Origin of the sequence: Pseudomonas sp. NBRC 111119 (genome assembly GCF_001320125.1) — a bacterium.
In the GTDB taxonomy this organism is placed as follows: Bacteria; Pseudomonadota; Gammaproteobacteria; order Pseudomonadales; family Pseudomonadaceae; genus Aquipseudomonas; species Aquipseudomonas parafulva.
Genome location: NZ_BCAV01000020.1, coordinates 129173 through 152234, shown reverse-complemented (window position 1 = coordinate 152234; position 23062 = coordinate 129173). Strand labels below are relative to the sequence as shown.

22 protein-coding genes are annotated in these 23062 nt (G+C 64.4%); 7 read left to right on the top strand and 15 right to left on the bottom strand.

Annotated features, from left to right (window positions below):
• Nucleotides 1–13 precede the first annotated feature (13 nt).
• The 3 genes from holA to leuS form a co-directional block, all read right to left on the bottom strand.
• Nucleotides 14–1051, bottom strand: coding sequence for a DNA polymerase III subunit delta (gene holA / locus APH25_RS09100; protein WP_060481685.1), 1038 nt, complete (start codon nucleotides 1049–1051; stop codon nucleotides 14–16).
• Between the two features lie 39 nt (nucleotides 1052–1090).
• Nucleotides 1091–1696: an LPS assembly lipoprotein LptE gene (lptE, locus tag APH25_RS09095; protein WP_028632745.1), complete on the bottom strand. Its 606-nt coding sequence runs from the start codon at nucleotides 1694–1696 to the stop codon at nucleotides 1091–1093.
• Nucleotides 1697–1757: 61 nt separating this feature from the next.
• Nucleotides 1758–4364 carry a leucine--tRNA ligase gene (leuS, locus tag APH25_RS09090; RefSeq protein ID WP_060481684.1) on the bottom strand — a complete coding sequence of 869 codons (2607 nt, stop codon included), beginning with the start codon at nucleotides 4362–4364 and terminating at the stop codon, nucleotides 1758–1760.
• Nucleotides 4365–4593: 229 nt separating this feature from the next.
• Between leuS and APH25_RS09085 the strand changes: the two genes are divergently transcribed.
• A complete protein-coding gene (locus tag APH25_RS09085) occupies nucleotides 4594–4908 on the top strand; it encodes a hypothetical protein (RefSeq protein ID WP_028632743.1) in 315 nt (104 codons plus the stop codon).
• Between the two features lie 116 nt (nucleotides 4909–5024).
• Nucleotides 5025–5786 (top strand): YdcF family protein, encoded by a 762-nt coding sequence (locus APH25_RS09080; RefSeq protein ID WP_060481683.1) that lies wholly within the window; start codon nucleotides 5025–5027, stop codon nucleotides 5784–5786.
• 142 nt (nucleotides 5787–5928) lie between these two features.
• Here the strand turns inward: APH25_RS09080 and lnt are convergent, their stop codons facing one another.
• From lnt to APH25_RS09040, 8 genes are all read right to left on the bottom strand, one after another.
• On the bottom strand, nucleotides 5929–7446 hold the full coding sequence (gene lnt, locus APH25_RS09075; protein WP_060481682.1) for an apolipoprotein N-acyltransferase: 1518 nt from the start codon (nucleotides 7444–7446) through the stop codon (nucleotides 5929–5931).
• 8 nt (nucleotides 7447–7454) lie between these two features.
• Nucleotides 7455–8294, bottom strand: a complete 840-nt coding sequence (locus APH25_RS09070; RefSeq protein ID WP_028632740.1) for an HlyC/CorC family transporter — start codon at nucleotides 8292–8294, stop codon at nucleotides 7455–7457.
• 25 nt (nucleotides 8295–8319) lie between these two features.
• Nucleotides 8320–8793, bottom strand: a complete 474-nt coding sequence (gene ybeY, locus APH25_RS09065) for an rRNA maturation RNase YbeY (protein ID WP_028632739.1) — start codon at nucleotides 8791–8793, stop codon at nucleotides 8320–8322.
• Nucleotides 8786–9784, bottom strand: a complete 999-nt coding sequence (locus APH25_RS09060) for a PhoH family protein (RefSeq protein WP_028632738.1) — start codon at nucleotides 9782–9784, stop codon at nucleotides 8786–8788. Before APH25_RS09060 ends, ybeY begins: the two co-directional genes overlap by 8 nt.
• A 101-nt stretch (nucleotides 9785–9885) precedes the next feature.
• Nucleotides 9886–10431 (bottom strand): tetratricopeptide repeat protein, encoded by a 546-nt coding sequence (locus APH25_RS09055; protein WP_028632737.1) that lies wholly within the window; start codon nucleotides 10429–10431, stop codon nucleotides 9886–9888.
• A 189-nt stretch (nucleotides 10432–10620) separates the two neighbouring features.
• Entirely contained in the window at nucleotides 10621–11904 is a 1284-nt protein-coding gene (gene hemL, locus APH25_RS09050) for a glutamate-1-semialdehyde 2,1-aminomutase (protein ID WP_060481681.1), read from the bottom strand.
• A 16-nt stretch (nucleotides 11905–11920) separates the two neighbouring features.
• A complete protein-coding gene (gene thiE, locus APH25_RS09045; protein ID WP_060481680.1) occupies nucleotides 11921–12544 on the bottom strand; it encodes a thiamine phosphate synthase in 624 nt (207 codons plus the stop codon).
• A gap of 13 nt (nucleotides 12545–12557) precedes the next feature.
• Entirely contained in the window at nucleotides 12558–13355 is a 798-nt protein-coding gene (locus APH25_RS09040; protein ID WP_060481679.1) for a hydroxymethylpyrimidine/phosphomethylpyrimidine kinase, read from the bottom strand.
• A gap of 257 nt (nucleotides 13356–13612) precedes the next feature.
• Between APH25_RS09040 and APH25_RS09035 the strand changes: the two genes are divergently transcribed.
• From APH25_RS09035 to APH25_RS09020, 4 genes are all read left to right on the top strand, one after another.
• Nucleotides 13613–15601 carry a hybrid sensor histidine kinase/response regulator gene (locus APH25_RS09035; protein WP_060481678.1) on the top strand — a complete coding sequence of 663 codons (1989 nt, stop codon included), beginning with the start codon at nucleotides 13613–13615 and terminating at the stop codon, nucleotides 15599–15601.
• Nucleotides 15602–15833: 232 nt separating this feature from the next.
• Nucleotides 15834–17486, top strand: coding sequence for an acyl-CoA dehydrogenase family protein (locus APH25_RS09030; protein ID WP_028632732.1), 1653 nt, complete (start codon nucleotides 15834–15836; stop codon nucleotides 17484–17486).
• A 148-nt stretch (nucleotides 17487–17634) separates the two neighbouring features.
• Nucleotides 17635–19098: an AMP nucleosidase gene (amn, locus tag APH25_RS09025; protein WP_060481677.1), complete on the top strand. Its 1464-nt coding sequence runs from the start codon at nucleotides 17635–17637 to the stop codon at nucleotides 19096–19098.
• A gap of 6 nt (nucleotides 19099–19104) precedes the next feature.
• A complete protein-coding gene (locus APH25_RS09020) occupies nucleotides 19105–19737 on the top strand; it encodes a pseudouridine synthase (RefSeq protein ID WP_060481676.1) in 633 nt (210 codons plus the stop codon).
• Nucleotides 19738–19740: 3 nt separating this feature from the next.
• On the opposite strand, the gene APH25_RS09015 is transcribed toward APH25_RS09020, so the two are convergent.
• Nucleotides 19741–19944, bottom strand: coding sequence for a DUF2788 domain-containing protein (locus APH25_RS09015; protein ID WP_028632729.1), 204 nt, complete (start codon nucleotides 19942–19944; stop codon nucleotides 19741–19743).
• Nucleotides 19945–19998: 54 nt separating this feature from the next.
• A complete protein-coding gene (locus APH25_RS09010) occupies nucleotides 19999–20475 on the bottom strand; it encodes an Lrp/AsnC family transcriptional regulator (RefSeq protein WP_028632728.1) in 477 nt (158 codons plus the stop codon).
• A 397-nt stretch (nucleotides 20476–20872) separates the two neighbouring features.
• On the opposite strand from APH25_RS09010, the gene APH25_RS09005 reads away from it, so the two are divergent.
• Nucleotides 20873–21733, top strand: coding sequence for a DUF6515 family protein (locus APH25_RS09005; protein ID WP_060481675.1), 861 nt, complete (start codon nucleotides 20873–20875; stop codon nucleotides 21731–21733).
• Between the two features lie 10 nt (nucleotides 21734–21743).
• On the opposite strand, the gene APH25_RS09000 is transcribed toward APH25_RS09005, so the two are convergent.
• Together APH25_RS09000 and APH25_RS08995 are read right to left on the bottom strand one after the other, a co-directional pair.
• The gene (locus APH25_RS09000) at nucleotides 21744–22613 is read right to left on the bottom strand and encodes a cation diffusion facilitator family transporter (protein WP_060481674.1); all 870 of its coding nucleotides are present in this window, start codon (nucleotides 22611–22613) and stop codon (nucleotides 21744–21746) included.
• A 17-nt stretch (nucleotides 22614–22630) separates the two neighbouring features.
• Complete coding sequence (locus APH25_RS08995) at nucleotides 22631–23050, bottom strand: hypothetical protein (RefSeq protein ID WP_060481673.1); 420 nt, start codon at nucleotides 23048–23050, stop codon at nucleotides 22631–22633.
• Between the last annotated feature and the right edge of the window lie 12 nt (nucleotides 23051–23062).

Below are 23062 nucleotides of genomic sequence, written 5' to 3'. Positions count from 1 at the left end.
GTGGCCTTCGCGCCTACAGGGGGGGCAGGGTGAGGCGTTGGCCGGCCATCAGCAGGCACAGCCGTGTCAGGCCGGGCCAGGGCGAGCCTTGGGCTTGCCCTTTGATCTGCGCATCGATGCGCTGGGCGTCCTGCAGCAATTGTGACCAGCGTTGCGCGGTCAGCCGTTGCAGGGCCTTGCTGACCAGCGGGCGGCGTTTGTCCCACACGGGCGGGCGCGCCTGGCTGAACGCTTTGTCCAGAGGCACACCCTGGCTGTATTGCTGGGCCAGGCCCGCCAGCAGGCGCAGCTCTCGCGCCAGGGCCCACAGAATTACCGGTGGCTCCACGCCTTCCCCGCGCAGCCCTTCGAGCATGCGCACTGCATGGGCCGCTTCGCCGTTGAGAATGGCATCGACCAGGCCAAACACATCGAAGCGAGCGCTGTCGGCGACCGCGCCCTGGACGGTTTCAACCGTGATCTGGCTACCATCGGCCAGCAACTTGAGCTTTTCGATTTCCTGGGCGGCAGCCAACAGGTTGCCTTCGACACGGGCAGCAATGAGGTCCACCGCGTCACGCTGTGCGCTCAAGCCAGCCTGCTGAAGGCGCTGGTTGATCCACTGCGGCAACTGGTGCACGTCAACCGGCCAGATCTGGATGAACTGGCAGTGAGCGCCCTCGACCAGCGCCTTGCCCCACTTGGTCTTTTGCGCGCTGCCGTCCAGCTTGGGCAAGCTGATCAGCAGCAGGGTGTCTTCAGCAGGGTTGTTGCAGTACTCGATCAGCGCAGCGGCACCTTTGTCACCCGGCTTGCCCGAAGGCAGGCGCAGCTCCAGCAGGCGGCGTTGGGCGAACAGCGACAGGCTGGCCCCAGCCTGCAGCAGCGTGCCCCAATCGAAATTGGCATCGGCGCTGAACACCTGGCGTTCATCGAAGCCCTGCTGGCGGGCAGCATTGCGCACGGCATCGGCGGCCTCCTGGCACAGCAGCGGGTCGTCGCCGCTGACCACGTAGACCGGGGCCAGAGTGCCTTGCAGGTGTTTGTTGAGCTGGGCGGGGGCGAGCTTCATGGGCGATGAACAGGGCGCCCGAAGGCGCCCTGTACGGGCTTAGTTGCCCGGCACTTCCAGTGGCGACTGCTGCGGCGTCTCGGCCTGCTGGCGGCGAGCTGCCTCCAGTGCTTCAGCTTCCGCCTTGGCGCGCGCGTCTGCCTTGCGCTGAAGCTCGTCCAGCTGCGACGGGGTCAGGTTCTGCAGGCGCACCATCAGGGCGTTTACCAGGTCCCGGCGCATTTCGTCGCGGGCGCGCTTGGCGTCCTGCTCGGAGCCGGTGATGTTGGAGGCGTCACGCACATAGACTTTGCGCACTTGCACCTTGTCGCTCAGCAGTTCCAGGTTGTTCAGGCCCTGGATGCTGTAGTCCAGCTCGGTGGTCAGCTCGAATTCAGCGGTGCGGTTGCCGCTGTTGTAGGTGACCGAGCGCTCGCGCTCCTGTTCGTTGGTCAGGGCCAGGCGGTACGGTGCGCCCGCGTGAACGTTCACGCCACTGCTTTCCAGCACCTGGCGTACCTGTACCACGGTCGGGCCATACGCGTTGCGCGCGCTGACGTCCATTTCCTTGATGTTCAGTTCATTGGAACCGGTGCCGCGCAGCTGGAAACCGCAGGCACTGAGCATGACCGCCAGGCCGACTACCAGCAGATTGCGTTTGATCATGTTGATGCTCCCTCGTGAGCCTGTTCCGCCGGCCCGCAGTGGCTGCGGGCCGACGTTGCCATCAGTTGGCGACAATATTGACCAGTTTGCCCGGTACCACGATGACCTTGCGGATGGTCAGGCCATCGATGAAGCGCAGGACATTCTCGTTGCTGCGAGCGGCCGCTTCGACTTCCTCGCGGCTGGCGGCGGCCGGCATTTCAATCTGACCGCGCAGCTTGCCGTTGACCTGCACCACCAGGGTGATGCTGTCCTGCACCAGGGCAGCTTCGTCCACGGCCGGCCAGCTTGCGTCGATTACCGCCTGCTGGTTGCCCAGTTGCTGCCACAGCTCATGCGAGATGTGCGGGGTGATCGGTGCCAGCAGTAGGGTTACCGCTTCCAGGCCTTCGTGCAGCAAGGCACGGTCCTGTTCGGTGGCCTGCGGGGCTTTTTCCAGCACGTTCATCACGGTCATCACCTGGGCGATGGCGGTGTTGAACTTGTGGAACTGGCCCACGTCGGTGCTGGCCTGCTTGATGGCGGCATGGATGGCGCGGCGGATGACCTTCTGCGCGTCGTCCAGGGCGGCGACGTCCAGCTTGCCCGGCAGGCCCTGGGCGACATGGGCCTGGGCCAGGCGCCAGACACGGCGCAGGAAGCGGCTGGCGCCCTCGACGCCGGAGTCGGACCACTCCAGGCTGGCATCAGGCGGCGAGGCGAACATCATGAACAGGCGGCAGGTGTCGGCGCCGTATTGGTCGATCATCGACTGCGGGTCAACGCCGTTGTTCTTCGACTTCGACATTTTCTCGGTGCCGCCGATTTCAACCGGCAGGCCGTCGGTTTTCAGGCGTGCGCCAATGATCTTGGCCTTGGCATCGCGCTCGATTTCGACGTCGGCCGGGTTGAACCAGTCCTTGCCGCCGTTGCTGGCCACACGGTAGTAGGTTTCGGCCACCACCATGCCCTGGGTCAGCAGGTTCTTGAACGGCTCATTGGAGGTGACCAGGCCTTCGTCGCGCATCAGCTTGTGGAAGAAGCGTGCGTAAAGCAGGTGCAGGATGGCGTGTTCGATACCACCGATGTACTGGTCGACCGGCAACCAGTGGTTGGCGGCTTTCGGGTCTACCATGCCGCCTTCGTAGTTGGGCGAGGCGTAGCGGGCGAAATACCAGGACGACTCGACGAAGGTGTCCATGGTGTCGGTTTCGCGCTTGGCCTCGGCGCCGCATTTAGGGCAGGTGCACGCGTAGAACTCAGGCATGCGCGCCAGCGGCGAGCCGGCGCCGTCGGGTACCACGTTTTCTGGCAGGGTGACCGGCAATTGGTCTTCCGGCACTGGAACGTCGCCACAGGACGGGCAGTGGATGATCGGGATAGGGCAGCCCCAGTAGCGCTGGCGGCTGATACCCCAGTCGCGCAAGCGGAACTGGGTGCGTGACTTGCCCAGGTCCTTGCGCAGCAAGGCGGCTTCGATGGCGTCGAAGGCGCCCGCGAAGTCCAGGCCATCGAATTCGCCGGAGTTGATCAGTTGGCCATGTTCGCCGTAGGCAGGCTGCCATTCGGTGCCCACTTCATCGCCTGCGCTGGTGCGCACCACAGCCTTGACCGGCAGGTTGTACTTGTGGGCGAACTCGAAGTCGCGCTCGTCGTGGGCCGGTACTGCCATGACGGCGCCGTCGCCGTAATGCATCAGCACGTAGTTGGCGACCCAGACCGGCAGCTTCTCGCCGGTGAGCGGGTGCTCCACCAGCAGGGAAGTGGCCATGCCTTTCTTCTCCTGGGTGGCCATGTCGGCCTCGGCAACGCTGCCGCCCTTGCATTCGTCGATAAACGCCTGCAGCGCCGGGTTGCCCTGCGCGGCCTGGGTGGCCAGCGGGTGCTCGGCGGCAACGGCAACGTAGGTGGCGCCCATGAGGGTGTCAGGGCGCGTGGTGAAGACCTTGAGCGCCCCTGCATGGCCAATGCTGGCCTGGTCGTACGGGAACTGCACTTCCATGCCACGGGACTTGCCGATCCAGTTGCGCTGCATGGTCTTGACCTGCTCGGGCCAGCCCGGCAGTTCGTCGAGGCTTTCCAGCAGCTCGTCGGCGTAGTCGGTGATACGGAAGTAATACATCGGGATTTCGCGCTTTTCGATCAGCGCGCCCGAGCGCCAGCCACGGCCGTCGATGACCTGCTCGTTGGCCAGTACGGTCTGGTCAGCCGGGTCCCAGTTAACGGTGCCGTTCTTGCGGTAGATGATGCCTTTTTCGAACAGGCGGGTGAACAGCCACTGCTCCCAACGGTAATAGTCAGGCTTGCAGGTGGTGACTTCACGGGCCCAGTCGATGGCCAGACCCAGGCTCTTGAGCTGGGTCTTCATGTAGTCGATGTTTTCGTAGGTCCACTTGGCCGGGGCGACGTTGTTTTTCATCGCCGCGTTTTCAGCAGGCATGCCGAAAGCGTCCCAGCCCATCGGTTGCAGGACGTTCTTGCCCAGCATGCGCTGGTAGCGGGCAATCACGTCACCGATGGTGTAGTTGCGCACGTGGCCCATGTGTAGCTTGCCGCTCGGGTACGGGAACATCGATAGGCAGTAGTAGGTATCTTTGCCTGGCTGTTCGGTAACAGCGAACGATTGTTGCTCGTCCCAGAACGTCTGGGCGGCGGCTTCTATGTCACGGGGCGTGTATTGTTCGTGCATGGCTACTTTTGGCTGAGAGAGAAAAGACCTTGTTGCAGGCAGCGAAACCTAGCTGCGTCCGGCACTCCGGTGTCGCCTGGAGTGAACGCCGTAGCATACAGCAGCGCTGCGTATCGTGGGAAACCTTCGTTGCGAATGCCCGCTGGTCGCGGCGCCCGGCTGCTTTTGGCATCGACGCTAAGCTCAGTGTTGGGGGGAGATATGGTCTTATCTTCAATGAGGTGAACGGATGGGAGAGTCGCAGCTACCTGCAATCAAACCAGAACTTTACGAACGGCTGATCGACCGCCTTGGGCTGGCCCTGGAGACGGCCAGGGCGTCGGTGCAGTTGCGTGACGAGATGCCTGCGGAACTGGAATTGCGTGGTTTGAGCCACGCCGAGTTCGAGGTGATCAGGGCTTACCTGGAATCGTTCCGGGCGCGCCCCGAGGGCTGTGCCGGCAGTTACCCACAAGCGGAGCCGGCATCGGCCAGGATCATCTGGCTCAAGGACAGAAAACGCCCCGCGCATGCGCCGCGTTCAAGAGCAACGTCTCATCGCTGACCAGGCCATCGTCGGGCCTGGGTTTATTTTCTGAGCGTACTCCATCGGTGCCGGTCTGCTCTTGTTGGCCGGCGCCGATGCTTTTAGGCTGCACGCCTGCCCAGGAGGTGTAGCTGATGCCCATCCGATACTTCATCAAGCAATGGCTGCTGCCACCTGGCCTATTGCTGCTGTTACTGGGTGCCGCCTGGTGGCTGCGACGAACACGGCCAAGGCTTGCTGCGCTGTGCTTCGCCTTGGGGCTTGGCGGCCTATGGCTGATGAGCCTGCCGTTGACGGTGCAGCAAACGGCGCGGTTGCTGGAAACCGAGCCGGCGCTGGAGCCTGGCGAGTGGGCGAACCTCGGCCGCCGGGCCGATGCCATCGTGGTGCTGGGGGCTGGCCGTGAGCGCGGCGACCCTGCCTGGGCCGGGGCTGACCAGCCGACGCCGACTGCGCTGGAGCGCCTGCGTTTTGCGGCGCGCCTGGCCAAGGCTTCGGGGCTGCCGGTACTGACCAGCGGGGGGCTGCATTACGGCACGCCGCCAAGCGAAGCCCGGTTGATGGCTGATAGCCTGTCCGAAGATTTCGGGGTTCAGGTGAAGTGGCGTGAAGAAGCCAGCCGTACCACCTGGGAGAATGCCCAGCTAACCGCAGCGCTGTTGCAGCCGCTTGGCGTGCGCCGGGTGGTGGTGGTGACGCAAGCCTGGCACATGCAGCGCTCGCGCTGGAGCTTCGAACAGGCGGGGTTCACGGTGGTGCCAGCACCGGTGGGGTTCCTGGGGCGCGACCCTGCCCGCCCCTTCGCTGGCTTGCTGCCCGAGAGCCGATCGGTGTGGCAGAACGGGCAGCTACTCAATGAAATGGCAGGCTTGGCAGGCTACCGCTTGTTTTATTGAAGCGCCCGCGTGCGCGTGCTGGGCGAGCAGAGCCTGGGGGCGCGCTAGTGCCCGTCTTGATGATGGTTTCGCCTGTGATAACCAGCGCCGCTCGCGCGGCGCATCGCGAGCTGCGCTCGCTCCTACATTTTTCGGGGCAGGTTTAGACAGCCCTGGCAACCCGCCCGGCCAGCAGCGCCCAGCCCAGCAGCAGGCCGCACACGATTGCCAACGGCCATGAGCGCCACTGCAGGTACGGCGTGAGCTGCTGCATCGGCACCACTTCGCCATACATCACCGCCTGCTGGAACTGAGGCACCTGGGCTGTGATGCGGCCATACGGGTTGATCAGGGCCGTGACGCCGTTGTTGGTGGCACGGATCATCCAGCGCCCCGCTTCGAGTGCACGCATCTGCGCCATCTGCAGGTGTTGCAGCGGGCCGATGGAGGTGCCGAACCAGGTGTCGTTGCTGATGGTCAGCAGCAGGTCGCTGCGCGCGGCAAGGCCTGCGGCGAACTCCGGGTAGACCACCTCGTAGCAGATGTACGGTGCAATCTGGTAACCCTTGGCCTGCAGCAAAGCCTGGTCTTCCGGCCCGCGAGCGAAGTCGGACATGGGCAGGTTGAAGAACTCGATCAGCCCACGCAGCATGTCCTGCAGCGGCACGTATTCACCAAATGGCACCAGCTTCTGCTTGAGGTACGTACCGTCACCCTCGCCAGCAACCGTAATGCCATTGAAGTAGCGGCGCTGGCGGTGCACCACCTCGCGCACCGGCACCCCGGTGATCAGCGCCGAATGACGTTCGGCGGCAAAGCGGCCCATCATGTCGATGTAGCCCTGGGCCTGGTCCTTGAGCACCGGCACTGCGGTTTCCGGCCATATCAGCAGGTCCACTGGCCGGGAACTGAAGCTCAGGTCACGGTACAGCGCCAGTTGCGCGTCGATGTGTGCAGGGTCCCATTTGACGTCTTGCTCGACGTTGCCCTGGATGGCAGCCACCTTCAGCGGGTCGCCTGCCGGGGTAGTCCAGGCGTGGCCTTTCAGCGCCAGGCCAAGGCCCCAGGGGGTGAGGAGCAGCACGCACGCCACAGCCAGGAATGCCGGGCGCGCACGCAAGCGGTGCAGGTTGCACAACAGTGCAGCGGTCAAAGCCAGGGTGAACGAGACCAGCCACACGCCGCCGAGCGGTGCCAGGCCTGCGAGTGGGCCGTCCAGCTGGCTGTAACCCGCGTACAGCCACGGGAAGCCAGTGAGAAACCAGCCACGGAAGGCCTCTTGCAGCAGCCACAATGCCGCGAAGCACAGGGCATCGGCCAACGGTGCCTCGTTGCGCCGCAGCCAACGGGCCCACAACCAGGTGGGCAAGGCGAAGAACCAGGCCAGGGCGGCAAAGAATGCTAGCAGCAAGGCGATCGCCAGCACCGGCGAAGCGCCGCCGTAGGTGGTCATGCTGACGTAGATCCACCAGGTGCCGGCCCCGTAAAGGCCAAAGCCGAACCACCAGCCGCGCCACAGGGCCTGGCGCGGGCTGAGCTCGCGCAGGCCCAGGTAGAGCACCGCTATGGACAGCAGCGCCAGCGGCCAGATATCGAAGGGCGCCAGCGCCAGCAGGGTGGAAGCACCGGCCGCCAGGGCCAGCAGGTTACCGGGCCAGCCGGGGCGGGTGATCCAGTGCATGTTTGTCCTTAACGGTTGATCGGGGTCAGGCGCAGCAGGTGTATGCGCCGGCTGTCGGCATTCAGGACACGGAACTTGTACGAGCCGATTTCGGTGGTCTCGTTACGTTTGGGCAGGTGCCCGAACGCACTCATGACCAGGCCGCCGACCGTATCGAACTCGTCATCGGAGAAGCCGCTGTCGAAGAATTCGTTGAAGTTCTCGATGGGCGTCAGCGCCTTGACCAGGAAGTCGCCGCTGGGCAGCGGCTTGATGTAGCTGTCTTCCTCGACGTCGTGCTCGTCTTCGATATCGCCGACGATCTGTTCCAGCACATCCTCAATGGTGACCAGACCGGCCACCCCACCGTACTCATCGATGACGATGGCCATGTGGTTGTGGTTGGCGCGGAATTCACGCAGCAGCACATTCAGGCGCTTGGACTCCGGCACGAAGGTGGCAGGGCGCAGCAGGTCCTTGATGTTGAAGCTGTCGCCATTCTCTTTGAGAATCAGCGGGAGCAGGTCTTTGGCGAGCAGCACGCCCAGCACATCGTCGTGGCTTTCGCCGATGACAGGGTAGCGCGAGTGCGCCGCATCGATCACCGCCGGCAGGAATTCGCGCGGCGACTGGCCAGCGCGGATGCTGTTCATCTGCGAGCGCGGCACCATGATGTCGCGTACCTGCAGGTCGGCCACCTGGATGGCGCCTTCGACGATAGTCAGCGCTTCGCTGTCCAGCAGTTTGTTCTGGTGAGCTTCGCGCAGCAGCTCGAGGAGCTCCTGGCGGTTTTTCGGCTCATGGGCAAAAGCCTGGGTCAGTTTGCCCAGCCAGGACTTTTGCCCGTTGCTCGATCGATCTTCGCTCATGGCGGTTCTCGTGATCCTTGGTGTATCAGTGTGTGATTGAGTCGGTTTCATCGTCGGCATACGGGTCGGGGTGACCCAGTTCCGCCAGCAAATCCCGTTCCAGGCCTTCCATTTCTTCGGCCTCGTCATCGTCGATGTGGTCGTAGCCGAGCAGGTGCAGGCAGCCGTGGATGACCAAGTGCGCCCAGTGGGCCTCCAGCGGCTTGCCTTGTTCGGCAGCCTCACGTTCGACCACGGGCACGCAAATGACCAGGTCGCCCAGCAGCGGGATATCGAGCAGGTCATCGGGCACGTCTGCAGGGAACGACAGCACGTTGGTGGCGTAGTCTTTGTGCCGGTACGTGTGATTGAGTTCCCGCCCTTCGGCTTCGTCGACCAGACGAATGGTCATCTCGGAATCGGCCTGGCGCTGACGCAAGGCAAGTTCGCACCAGCGGCGGAACGCCGCGTCATCCGGGGCGGCCGCGTCGGTCGCCCGTTGCATGTCCAGTTCAAGCATCTTTGCCAGGCGCCTCGGGCTTGGCCTGGCGGGCGTCGAAGCGGTCGTAGGCTTCGACGATGCGCTGTACCAGTGGGTGACGGACCACGTCCTTGGGCTGGAAGTGGGTAAAGCTGATACCCGGTACGTCCCTGAGCACCTCGATCACGTGGGCCAGGCCCGACTTGGTGCCACGCGGCAGGTCTACCTGGGTGATGTCACCGGTAATCACCGCCGTTGAACCGAAGCCGATACGGGTAAGGAACATTTTCATCTGTTCGAGCGTGGTGTTCTGGCTTTCGTCGAGGATGATGAAGCTGTTGTTCAAGGTGCGCCCGCGCATGTAGGCCAGCGGAGCGATCTCGATCACCTGGCGTTCGATCAGCTTGGCCACATGCTCGAAACCCAGCATCTCATACAGTGCGTCGTAGAGCGGTCGCAGGTACGGGTCGATCTTCTGCGCCAGGTCACCCGGCAGGAAGCCGAGCTTCTCGCCGGCCTCAACCGCCGGACGTACCAGCAGGATGCGCCGCACCTGTTCACGCTCCAGGGCGTCGACAGCGCAGGCAACGGCCAGGTAAGTCTTGCCAGTGCCCGCCGGGCCGATGCCGAAGTTGATGTCGTTGGCCAGAATTTCCTTCACGTAGCGCTGCTGGTTGACGCCACGGGGGCGGATATTGCCCTTGCGTGTGCGCAGCGAAACGCTGACCTCGTTGACCGCCGGGTTGTCGATGTTCTCGACAGCCGATTCCTGCAGGTACAGGTGCACGGTCTCCGGTGACAGCTCGGTGGCCTTGGTTTCACGGTAAAGACGGCGCAGCAGCTGCTCGGCAGCGCTGGTGGTCTTGGGGTCGCCGATCAGTTCGAACTGATTGCCGCGGTTGCGGATCTCGATGGCCAGGCGTTGTTCGATCAGGCGCAGATGCTCGTCGAACTGGCCACACAAGTTGGCGAAACGGGGGGCCTCGAAGGGCTCGAGGATGAAACGATGGGGTTCTATGGGTGCGTTCAAGGTCTTTTTTTAGCCGCTCGACGGCAATGGGTGTGAGCCCAAGAATAACCCTTGAATGGCAGTGGCGAAAGCCCCGATCGGCGCTGCCGGCTATGCAGCACTCAGGGCAATGGCGAGAACGGTGAGCGGCCGTCGGCGTTCTGCAGTTCCAGCAAATACTTGCGGAAGATCTGGCCGAGTACCTGAGTGGCGTGTTCCAGCTCGTCGCGGGGCATCTGCTCGGTGACCTCGTCGGCCATGTCCAGGGCATCTTCAGCGCCGTTGACTGCCGCCATCTTCAGCAGGATGTAGGCCTGCACGTTGTTGGCCTTGACCCCTTCACCACGGAAGAACATGGCACCCAGGCGGTACTGGGCTTCGGCATGACCTTGCAGCGACGCTTTCTGGAACCAGTCCAGTGCCTTGTTCAGGTCTTTGGGGGCCTGGGTGTAGTAATGCTCGCCCAGTTCGAACTGCGCCTGGGCATCCCCTGCGGTCGCGGTCTGCTCACAAGCCTTGAGTGCATTTGCCAGGTCTTCAGGCTGCACATTCAACGTGCAGCGCCCCGTTGCCGGGATAAGCAACGAGTTACCGCCCTCCGCCAGGGCCAGCAGGGGCTGAAGAAGCAGCAGGCAGCCCAGGGTGAGGGCGCGGCCGGTGCGGTTCATGGGGATCGACTTACCTCTGCAAAGCTGCGGCCAATGTCTCTGGTGGCACATTATGGGATAAGCAGCGCCAACCTTACAAAGTTTTACTGGAATTTATCTCGGGTTGGGGAAGTCGGCTGATTGTGCGCGGTGTTGATTGCCGGTAATGGCCCCCTCCAGCACCTGTGCGGGGCCATTACCGGCGCTGCATCACTTCAGCGCGGCAAAGGCCTTCTCAGCCGCATCCAGGGTGATTTGCAGCTCGTTGTCGCCATGGGCGATGGAGGTGAAGCCTGCCTCGAACGCGCTCGGGGCCAGGTACACGCCGCCGTCGAGCATCAGGTGGAAGAAGCGCTTGAAGCGCTCTGCATCGCTGGCCATCACGTCTTCGAACGTGACGATGTCGTCGGCGCCGCTGAAGTACAGGCCGAACATGGCACCCGCCTGGGTGGTGACGAACGGCACACCTGCGGCATCGGCGCGTTGCTGCAGGCCGTCCAGCATGCGGGTGGTGTAGTCGGTCAGCTCGGCGTGGAAGCCCGGGCGGCTGATGAGGTTGAGGGTGGTCAGGCCGGCGGCCATCGCCAGCGGGTTGCCCGACAGCGTGCCTGCCTGGTAAACCGGGCCGAGGGGGGCGATGCAGCCCATGATTTCGCGTTTGCCGCCAAAGCAGCCGACAGGCATGCCGCCGCCGACGATCTTGCCGAAGGTGGACAGGTCGGGGGTGATGCCGTAGTGGCCCTGGGCGCCGCCCAGCGAGACACGAAAGCCCGTCATCACTTCGTCGAAGATCAGCACCACACCGTGCTTGTCGCACTGCTCACGCAGGCCTTCGAGGAAGCCCGGGGCCGGCGGTACACAGTTCATGTTGCCGGCAACCGGCTCGACGATGATGCAGGCGATGGTCTGGCCGACTTCGGCGAGGGTTTTTTCGACCGCAGCGATATCATTGAACGGCAGGGTCAGGGTGTGCTTGGCGAAATCGGCCGGCACGCCTGCTGAGCTTGGCACGCCCTGGGTGAGCAGGCCAGAACCGGCCTTGACCAGCAGGCTGTCGGAGTGGCCGTGGTAGCAGCCTTCGAACTTGATGATGGCATCGCGACCGGTGTAGCCACGGGCCAGGCGGATGGCGCTCATGGTCGCTTCGGTGCCCGAGCTGACCATGCGTACCATTTCCATGGACGGTACCAGGGCGCAGACCAGGTCGGCCATTTCGGTTTCCATGGCGGTAGGGGCGCCGTAGGACAAGCCATGTTCCAGCTGGCGGCGTACGGCATCCAGCACGTCGGGGTGGCCGTGGCCAAGGATCATCGGGCCCCAGGAACCTACATAGTCGACGTAGCGCTTGTCATCCTCGTCTACGACGTAGGCACCTTCGGCGTGCTTGAAGAACAGCGGCGTACCGCCAACGCTTTTGAAGGCGCGCACGGGCGAGTTGACGCCCCCGGGGATGTGCTTCTGGGCTTGGGCGAACAGGGCTTCGGAACGGGACATGGAAGGCTCTCTCGAATCAGGATGCGAACAAGGCGTTGAAGGCGCGGGCGCGGCGGGTGACTTCCTGCGCGCTATCGGCACCGAACAGGCCGTGGATCACCGCCAGCAGGTCGGCGCCATGGGCAACCAGCGGGGCGGCATTGTCGAGGGTGATGCCGCCGATCACCGTGATCGGCAGCTTCACCTGGGTGCGCGCCTGTTCCAGCAGGCTGAGGCTGGCAGCGGGGGCACCCGGTTTGGTGGTGGAGTTGAAGAAGCGGCCAAAGGCGACATAGCTGGCCCCTTCGCTGGCCGCCTGGGCAGCGAGGTCCAGGTTGGCATGGCAGGTAGAACCGATGATTGCCTGGCGGCCCAGCAAAGCGCGGGCCGGCGTCAGTGGGCCATCGGTCTGGCCCAGGTGCACACCGACACCCAGGCGTGCAGCTAGCTCGGCATCGTCATTGATGATCAGTTGGGTGCCGTAACGCTCGCACAGGTTTTTCAGGGCCTCGGCCTCCCGCAGGCGGCGCGCGTCGTCGTCGCCCTTGTCACGGTACTGCAGCATGCACACACCGCCTTCGAGGGCTGCTTGCACATGGCTGAGAAAACGCCCGGCGAGCAGCTGGCTGTCGGTGATGGCGTACAGGCCCCGTAGTTTCATCGAACACCTCGTGTCAGGAGCAGAAGTCCAGCGGCAGGCGGCGCGGCACGTACTGGCCCTTGCCCAGCTGTTCTGCATCGCGCAGCGTGCGCCAGGTGTAGTCCAGGGCGCTGCGCACAGCGCTGTCCAGCTGTTCGCCCAAGGCCAGGCGGCCGGCCAGGGCGCTGGCCAGGGTGCAGCCCGAACCATGGTAGCTGCCCGGCAGACGCTGGCACGTCCAGGTGTGGTGCTGGCCGTCACGGCTGTACAGGCGGTTGTGGATTTCGGCTTCGTCGCCGTGGCCGCCGGTAATCAGCACGTGCTTGCAGAACTGCAGCAGTTTGTCTGCGCACTCATCGGCGCTGCCCTCGGGCAGTTCGGCAAGAATACGCGCCTCTGGCAGGTTGGGCGTGGCGATGGTTGCCAATGGCAACAGGCGCTCGCGCAGGGCGTAACCCACCTCGTCCTTGCCCAGCCGCCCGCCGCCGCCCGCGCGCAGTACTGGGTCGCACACCAGCGGCAGGTGCGGGTGCGCGGCCAGCAGTTCGGCGATGGTATCGACCATCTCGATAGAGCCGAGCATACCCAGCTTCACGGCGGCCACCTGGGAGTCGGCCAGCACGGCATTGGCCTGGGCCAGCACCCATGCCCGGTCGAGCACGCGGAAGTCGGAAACGTTGACGGTATCCTGCACAGTCAGGGCGGTCACCGCGGGCGCGGCGTGGCAGCCTTGGGCGAGCAGGGCTTCGATGTCTGCCTGCAGGCCGGCGCCGCCACTGGGGTCGTGGCCGGAGAGACAGAGGACAACGGGGCGGGAGGCGTAGGTATTCATGGTCGGCGAGCTTACCACCAAAGCGGTTTGAGGGGGCCGCCCCAGGTGCGGGTTTAGTTGCGTCAGGGTAAGTGCTGTAGTCAATAATGGCCTGTAACCACTGTTCTAGAGCGGTTTCTTCAGTGTTGCCTGCGGCAGCCTGACGCAGGTGTGCTAGAGTGCGCGCATCATTCGATCAATGGGTACTGCCGGCTCACGTCGTCTCAAACGGAAAGGAGGCGAACACGACGCGACTGGCCAGGCCATGCTGGGGCTGTATGCGCTATTTGCTGATTGTGTTGCTGGGTTTGCTGCCGGTGCTTGCCGGCGCGGTGGACTTCGCCGATACCACCCGTCACCTGCCTTTGGGCAAGGTCATGCAGGTGTATGAAGACCCAGACGGCAGTGCCAGCATCGCGCAGGTCAGCGCACCTGGCTTCGCCCAGCACTTTCGCCCTCACCAGCAAGCGGTGATGAACGCCGGCTATTCCACTTCGGTGTTCTGGCTCAAGCTTGAGCTGCGGCCCCTCGCGCAGGGCGCTGCCACGCCACGCCAGTGGTTGCTGGAACTCGCCTACCCGCCGCTCGATCACCTTGAACTGTACGTTGCCAACCCCGACGGGCATTTTCAGTTGGCTCAGCGCACGGGCGATGCCTTGCCTTACGACAGCCGCCAGATCCGCCAGAGCAACTACCTGTTCAGCCTGCAGTTGCCACCTGGGCAGGCCACCACTGTCTACTTGCGCCTGCACAGCCAGGGTTCGGTACAGGCGCCGCTGGCCCTGTGGGCGCCGGAGGCCTATCTGGAGGCGCAGCCCAGCCATTTCTACGTGCTGGGCATGATCTATGGCGTGCTGTTGGTGATGCTGGTGTACAACCTGTTCATTTACCTGAGCGTGCGCGATGTCAGTTACCTGTACTACATCCTGTATATCGCTTCGTTCGGGTTGTACCAGGTGTCGGTCAACGGTGCGGGCATTGCCTACCTGTGGCCAAACAGCCCTTGGTGGGCGAATGCCTGTACGCCGCTGTTCATCGGCGCTGCCGGGCTGTTTGGCTGCCAGTTCGCCCGGCACTTTTTGCAACTGCGCACCATCAGTCCGCGGTTTGACCGGCTGTTGCAGGCATTGATGCTGGGCGGCGCAGGGGTGATGGTGCTGGCCGTGACCCTGCGCTACGGCATCGCGTTGCGCATGGCAACGGCGCTGGCACTGCTGTTCACGGTGAGCATTTTCAGCGCCGGGCTGTATGCCTGGTGGCGTGGTTTGCGTGTGGCGCGGTGGTTCATCATCGCCTGGACGGCGTTTTTGCTGGGTGGGCTGGTCAACACGCTCATGGTCCTGGGTTACCTGCCGAACCTGTTCATCACCATGTACGCCAGCCAGCTGGGTTCGGCGCTGGAGGTGGCGTTGCTGTCGCTGGCGTTGGCCGACCGCATCAACAGCCTGCGCAATCAGCAGGCGCAGGCCCTGCGTGACACCGGCCGCACGCTGGAGCAAGTCAACCAGCAGTTAGCCACCAGTAACCGGCTGAAGGATGAGTTTCTGGCCAGCGTTACCCATGAACTGCGCACGCCCATGAACGGTGTGATCGGCTCGCTGGAGTTGATGCAGACCCTGCCGATGGACTCGGAAATGGCCCATTACCACCGCACTGCCGTGGGGTCGGCGCAGGGCATGATGGACCTGGTGGATGCCATTCTCACCCTGTCTGAACTGCAGGCAGGCCGCCTGCGCGCGCACCCCGCGCCCTTCAGCCTGCGCGCACTGCTGCAGGGCTTGCGTGCAGGGTATGCGGGGCGGGCGTTGAGCAAGGGGCTGTACCTGAGCCTGGACATTCCCGCCGACATCCCGGATGAGCTGCTGGGTGACGCGCAAAAGCTGGCCCGTTGCCTGGGTTGCCTGGTGGACAACGGGTTGAAGTTCACCCACCAGGGCGGTGTGACGGTTCAGGTGCGTGGGCGCCGTTTGGGGCCGAGGGATCTGGCGTTGAGCTTTACCGTGAGCGACAGCGGCATTGGCTTCGATGACCTGGAGCAGTCGACCCTGTACCAGCGCTTCTTCCAGGTGGATGGGTCGATGACCCGGCGCTATGGCGGGCTGGGTATCGGGCTGTCGATCTGCCGGCAGATGGGCGAGTTGCTGGGCGCACGGTTGGCCCATGAGTCCACACGTGGGCTAGGGAGCCGGTTTGAGTTGAGTGTGAACATGGCGATTTCGCAGGTGCAGATGAGCCCGGATATCCGGCAGGCGCGGCGCTTGCCCTGAGGGTACGGGATTGGGCTGGAGTGTGTTCGCCATGGCAGGTGCAGCGCCTGACAGAACGAGCGCCGCCCGCGCGGCGCATCGCGAGCTATGCTCGCATGGCGCAGGAATAATTGGCCCAAATAAACTGTAGGAGCGAGCGCAGCTCGCGATGCGCCGCGCGGGCGGCGCGCGATCCCTCAAGCGCTGCAAATCCTGCGGCGAGCTTTGACTCCCCCGGATCCAGGAGCCCTCCATGAACCTGCACCAGTACGCTGAAACCCACGAAGTCACCAACCAGCCCCCACCCCTGGATGGCGCCAACCTCTACCGCCTCGACCTGCCGCTTCAGGAGTGGTCCAGGCGTTACGGGGCGGGCTGGGCCGAGTCGCGGATTGATACCTACGGCGCGCTGGCCGGTGGGCCATTGATGCAGGCAGGTTTCCTGGCCAACGCGCACAAACCCGAATTCAGCAGCCATGACCGCTATGGCCACCGTATCGACCTGGTCGAATTCCACCCGGCCTACCATGAACTGATGCGCACCGCCGTCGAGCATGGCCTCCCTTCGCTGCCTTGGGCCGAACCCCGCCCCGGCGCCCACGTGGCGCGGGCCTCGATGACCTACCTGCACAGCCAGGCCGAGGCGGGCAGCGGTTGCCCGCTGACCATGACCTTCGCTGCCGTGCCGGCGCTGCGGCTGCAACCCGAGCTGGCCGAGTACTGGCTGCCGAAGATCCTGGCCTGCCAGTACGACCCGCGCAATGTCGGCGACCGGCACAAGGCAGGCGTCACCCTGGGCATGGCCATGACCGAAAAGCAGGGGGGGACCGATGTGCGCGCCAACACCACCCGGGCTTACCCGGTGGGGGCGCCGGGGCCGGGCCAGCCTTATGAGCTGGTTGGCCACAAATGGTTTTGTTCGGCGCCGATGTGCGATGCCTTCCTCACCTTGGCGCAAACCGAGAAAGGCCTCAGTTGCTTCCTGTTGCCGCGCCATCGCCCGGACGACAACCGCAACCAGTTCTACATCCAGCGGCTCAAGAACAAGCTGGGCAATTGCGCCAATGCCTCCAGCGAGGTCGAATTCCGGGGGGCGCTGGCGTGGATGGTCGGCGAAGAGGGGCGGGGTGTACCGACCATCATCGAAATGGTGGCGATGACGCGCTTCGACTGCATGGTTGGCTCCAGCGCCCTGATGCGCCAGGCACTGACCCAGGCTGCCCACCACTGTGCGCATCGCAAGGTGGGCGGGCGGTTGTTGAACGCCCAGCCATTGATGCAGAACGTGCTGGCCGACCTGGCGCTGGAAAGCGAGGCCGCGCTGGCCTTGAGCCTGCGCATGGGGCAGGCACTGGAGCAACTGGATGACCCGCAGCAGGCTCATTTTGCACGGCTGGTCACGGCAGTGGGCAAATACTGGCTGTGCAAACGCGCCCCCGGCATGATCAACGAAGCGGCCGAATGCCTGGGCGGTGCCGGTTATGTGGAAGACAGCATCCTGCCGCGGCTGTACCGCGAAGCGCCAGTGAACTCGACCTGGGAAGGCTCGGGCAACGTGCAATGCCTGGACGTGCTGCGGGCCTTGTCCAAGGAGCCGGGCGTGCTGGATGCGCTGTTTACAGAACTGGGCGATGGCCATGGCGACCCTCGCCTGGCGGCGCATATCGGCAACCTGAAGGCCGCGTTTACCGACACCGGTGACCTGCAGTACCGGGCGCGGCAGCTGACCGAAGACATTGCCCTGGCGCTGCAGGCCAAGCTGTTGCTACAGGCGGGTAACGCGGTGGTCAGCGATGCGTTCATCGGTAGCCGCCTGGCAGGCAGTGGGCGGGCGTACGGGGCGCTGCCGCGGGGGGCCGATGTGGAGGCGTTGGTGGCAAGGGCCACGCCAGCCTGGGTGGGATGAATGGGCTGTTCTGAGGGTGGGCACGGGTTTACAGGTGCGGTGCTGAGCTCAAGGGGGGCGAATGGGTGCAACACCGATCAATGGGGGTGTATTTGCCCAAGAAGGCAGGCAAGATGATTCCCATGCATGTCCAGACAGGAAGCACAGTGTGAGCCAAGCGTTTGAAGTCGTTGATACTCCCGAACAGGCCGTCGATCGTCTGGCGGCCTTGCACGAGCAGGCCACCAGTGCCCTCAGCCAGGCCCTGAAACGTTACCTGAAGGACCGTACCGAGCCCGATGCCCAGGCGCGTGACCTGTTCCGCTACCCGGCGTTGCGCCTGACCTACTACAGCCACGGCGAAGTCGCGGCCACCACGCGAGCCTACGCCAAGGTGCAGGTGGCCGGTACCTACAGCGTCACCATCACCCAGCCGGCTGCGTTCCGCGGTTACCTGCTGGAGCAACTGCGCCCGTTGATGCACGACTACACCGTCACGGTGGAGGTGGGCGTCAGCGAGCAGAGCATCCCGTACCCCTACGTGGTCGACCAGGGCGATGAACTGGCGGGTAGCGGCATCACCGCGGCGCAGCTGGCGCGGGTGTTCCCCAGCACCGACCTGTCTGCTGCCACTGACAACATCGCCGACGGCCTGTACGACTGGGACAGCACCGATACCTTGCCCCTGGCGCTGTTCGACGCGGCACGCGTCGACTTCTCGCTGCGCCGGCTGGTGCACTACACTGGTAGCGACTGGCGCCATGTGCAGCCCTGGATCCTGCTGACCAACTACCACCGCTATGTGGACCAGTTCATCAGCCACGGTCTGGACCAACTGCGCGATGACCCGCGCTTCGTGCGCATGGTGCTGCCCGGCAACGTGGTGATCGAAAAGGCCATGGACCATGGCGAGGCGCAGGCCCTGGTGGCCGGCGTGGTGTGGCACCGCTACCAGATGCCGGCTTACCACCTGATCGCCGAAGACGGCGATGGCATCACCCTGGTCAACATCGGTGTAGGCCCGTCCAATGCCAAGAACATCACCGACCACCTGGCCGTGCTGCGCCCGCACTGCTGGCTGATGATCGGCCACTGTGGCGGCCTGCGCCAGTCGCAGACCATCGGTGACTACGTACTGGCCCATGCCTACATGCGCCGTGACGGCATCCTGGACCGGGTAGTACCGCCGAATATTCCGATCCCTGCCCTGGCCGAGGTGCAAATGGCGTTGCAGGAGGCGGCTGCGCAGGTGACCGGCGAACGCGGCGAGCAGTTGAAGAAGCGCCTGCGCACCGGCACCGTGCTGACCTACGACGACCGCAACTGGGAGCTGCGCTGGGCTCAGGAGCGGCCGCTGATCAACCTGTCCCGCGCCGTGGCCGTGGACATGGAAAGCGGCACCATCGCCGCCCAGGGTTACCGCCTGCGGGTGCCTTACGGCACGCTGCTGTGCGTATCGGACAAGCCGCTGCACAGCGAAATCAAGCTGCCGGGTTCGGCCAACGCGTTCTACAACCGTGCTGTCAGCCAGCACCTGAAGATCGGTATCGCTGCGCTGGACCTGTTGCGCACCGAGCTCAACTCGCTGCACTCGCGTAAACTGCGCAGCTTCGATGAGCCGCCGTTCCGCTGAGGGTCCATGTCACTGCCACCCCGTTCCAAGCCGCGCCGCCCCCAGGCGCGGCCTGCTCCCGGCCCCCGCCGCCAGGCCAAGGCGCCACCGGCCGAGCCGCGGCTGATCCTGTTCAACAAGCCCTTCGACGTGTTGACCCAGTTCAGCGACGGGGAAGGCCGTGCCACGCTCAAGGACTTCATCGACATCCCCGGTGTATACCCGGCCGGGCGCCTGGACCGGGACAGCGAAGGCTTGCTGCTGCTGACCAACGACGGCAGCCTGCAGGCGCGAATCGCCGACCCCAGGCACAAGCTGGCCAAGACCTACTGGGTGCAGGTAGAGGGTGAGCCCAGCGACGAGCAGTTGCAGCGCTTGCGCGAGGGTGTGCAGTTGAATGATGGGCTCACGCTGCCCGCTGAGGCTCGCCGCCTGGAAGAGCCCCAGCTGTGGCCGCGCAACCCGCCGGTGCGCTTTCGCAAGAGCGTGCCCACCCACTGGCTTGAGCTGGTGATCCGCGAAGGCCGTAACCGCCAGGTACGGCGCATGACGGCGGCCGTAGGGCTACCGACCTTGCGCCTAGTGCGGGTACGCATCGGCGACTGGGCACTGGATGGCCTGGAGCAGGGTTGCTGGCGTGAAGTGGCGCCGGCCCTTTAACGCTCAGACGCCCTCCAGAAAGCCCACCACCACGCTTTTGATCACGAAGGCCAGCACGCCCAGCCCCAGCACGAAGAACAGGATGAAGGTGCCGAACCGCCCGGCCTTGGATTTCTTGGCCAGGTCCCACACGATGAACCCCATGAAACCGATCAACACGGTGACCAGGATGATCATCATCCATTCTTCGAATACGGCAGGATCCATCAGGGTTCTCCAGGCAGGCTGAGCGGGCGATTATACGCCCAGGCTCAACGGCATTTACCGCAGGTGGGTCAATGGAAGCTCGGTACTGGCCAGTACCTGGTTCAGCACGAAGCTCGAGCGCACGCTGGTAACGCCTTCGATCCGCGTCAGGCTGCCCAGCAACAGCTTCTGGTAATGGTCCATGTCGGGCACCACCACTTTGAGCTGGTAGTCGGCATCCATACCGGTCACCAGGCTGCATTCGAGCACTTGCGGCAGGTTGCGGATGGCCGCCTCGAAGGTTTCGAAACGTTCGGGCGTGTGCCGGTCCATGCCGATCAGCACGTAGGCGGTCAGGCTCAGGCCCAGCTTCTTGCGGTCGAGCAAGGCCACCTGCCGGGCGATGTAGCCATCGTCCTCCAGCTGTTTGACCCGACGCGAGCAGGGCGAGGGCGACAGGCCGATGCGCTCGGCCAGTTCCTGGTTGGAGATGCGGGCATCGCGCTGCAATTCGGCGAGGATGCTCAGGTCGTAGCGGTCGAGTTTGCTCACGTGTTGATCCTTTTCTTTTCAGATTGCGGCGAATTATCAATCCAGGGTAAAAAATTGCGCAAGTGCTATTTATCCGAGCAATCTTCGCAATCCTGTGCCGCCTCTGCCCCGGTATCTTAATCAACAGAATCACTGCCCGGACATCAGTCCACGGCGACGCGCCCTAGGCGGGCGGTCGCGGCCAGCCATCCAACAGGATGTGCCAGGCCCCCGGGCTACGCACCTTCCAGAAGACGGTGTGAGGTGAGCCGGGGCCACAAGCGCCGAGCACGGACGACAATTCCTGAAGGGAGGCCCCAGTGGCCTCCCTTTTTTCATGGTCGCAAATTTAATGGGCCTGCTCGGCCGGCGCGGTAGACTGTCGTCGCTAGCCGTTTTTTCAACCGAGAGGCATACCATGAAGTCGCGTATTCGGCTGTGGGCAGGTGTGGGTTTGCTGGGCTTGGGCGTTAGCCTGGGCGCTGTGGCCGCCGGGCCGGGCGAGGGCCCGGGCGCACCCGGCCCGCAGCCACCCGGTGAAGCTGGGCCCGGCGCTGCGCCTGCCCCTGCGCCAGGCCGGGCGCTGAATTCACGCGATGAAGTGCAGCAAACCCAGCCGCCACGCCCGGGCTATTACCAGGATATTCCGCGGCGCCACGGCGATGACCGGCCGTGGCGTGGCGATGGCCCTGGCCGTGGGCCTGGTGAAGGCTGGCATGGCCGGCCCGGCGGGCAGGGCAGCGGTTGGGGCCCTGGGCCCCGGTACCGGCCGGGGCAGACCGTGGAGCGCTTCCCTGACCAGTACTGGAAGGTGCCCTACGGCGGCCGGGACTACTTCTACTCTGGCGGGTATTGGTACCGTCCACACGGCAGGGAATACGTCGTGGTGGCACCGCCCCACGGGGTGCGTGTGGACTACCTGCCCCCCTATGCCCGGGAGGTGACGCGGGACGGTGCACTGTTCTACCTGGTGGCCGACACCTACTACCAATACCTGGATGACAGCCGCCAGTACGTGGTGGTCAACCCACCTGCCGTCGCGCCGCCGCCTGGGCCTGGGCCGGCAGAACAAGGCGGGTACGACGTGGTGGCCTACCCGATGTACGGCCAGGGCCCGCAGCAGCAGGAGCAGGACCGTTACCAGTGCCACCGCTGGGCAGTCAGCCAGTCAGGCTTCGACCCCGCCACCGCAGCCTATGCGCCCCCTGCACCGGTTGTGGATAACTACCGCCGGGCATTGGGCGCCTGCTTCAGCGGCAGGGGTTACAGCATCAACTGAGGCGTGCCCGTCAAAGAGGGTCGGCGTGCACGATCACATCCGCCTTCGGGTAATGCTGGCGGATCACCTCCGAGGCCTGCACGCACAAGCTGTGGGCCTGGTGCAGAGGCAACTGCCCGGGCAGCTCGATGTGCAACTGCACGAACCACTGGTTGCCTGACATGCGCGTGCGCAGGTCATGCACCCCCTGTACCCCGTCGATAGCCAGCACTCGGCGGGCCATGTCATCGCTGACATCACCCGGCAGCTCCTTGTCCATGAGGATGGCCGTGCTTTCACGGGCAATCTGCAAGGCGCTCCACAAGATGTAGAAAGCGATGCCCAGGCCGAACAAGGCGTCAAGTTGTGGCCAGCCGAAACGAGCCAGCAGCAACGCCAGCAGGATGCTGCCGTTGAGCAGCAGGTCGGAGCGGTAATGCAGCGAGTCGGCGCGCACTGCCGTGGAGCCCGTCACCCGGATGACCTTGCGCTGCAAGGCGAGCAACGCGACCGTGAGTGCCAGCGACAACAGCATCACGGCGATACCCACTGCCGTGTCGCCCAAGGGTTGCGGTGCCTGCAGGCGCTCGACCGCCTGCAGGCCGATCAGCACCGCACTGCCGCCGATGAACAGCGCCTGTGCAATGCCGGCCAGGGCTTCGGCCTTGCCATGGCCGAAACGGTGGTCGTCATCGGCGGGCCGCAGCGCATAGTGCACGGCCAGCAGGTTGAGGAAGGAAGCCACTGCATCCAGTGCCGAGTCGGTCAGCCCGGCCAGCAGGCTGACCGAACCGCTCAGCCACCAGGCCAGCGCCTTGCTCACCACCAGAATACTGGCTACCGCCAACGAGGCGCGGGTAGCCAGGCGCAGCAGGCGCTGGTGTTCGGCCGGGGTCGTCATGGCAGGGCCTCGCGGGGTCAGGCCGCAGGTGCCAGGCCCAGGCTGGCCAGCTGCTCCGCGCTGCCGCGGTGCTGGATAAGCCGTGGGTCGTCCAGCGGCAGGCGCTGGCCCAGTTCGCTTTCAAGAATGGCTTGCAGCTTCAGGTTGTCCACCTTGCCATCCGGGGTGACGGCATTACGCAGCTTGGCGGGGTCTACCTGGGCGGTTTGGCCGCGCGGGTAGTAGATGGCACCGGTGGCGAAGTCGACGCCAAAGGCGACCAGCCCCGGGATTACGTAGAACAGAATGCCGATGGCATCGAGCACGGCAATGGCCGGGTCGACCTTGCCGTCGATCTGACCGCGACGGTCTGGGTAGAAAATCGTGCCGCAAGCCGTCAGCTGGGTCAGCAGGGTGACGACGAGGGCGCCACCGATTACGCGGGATGGGATGCGCATGTAGATCTCCGG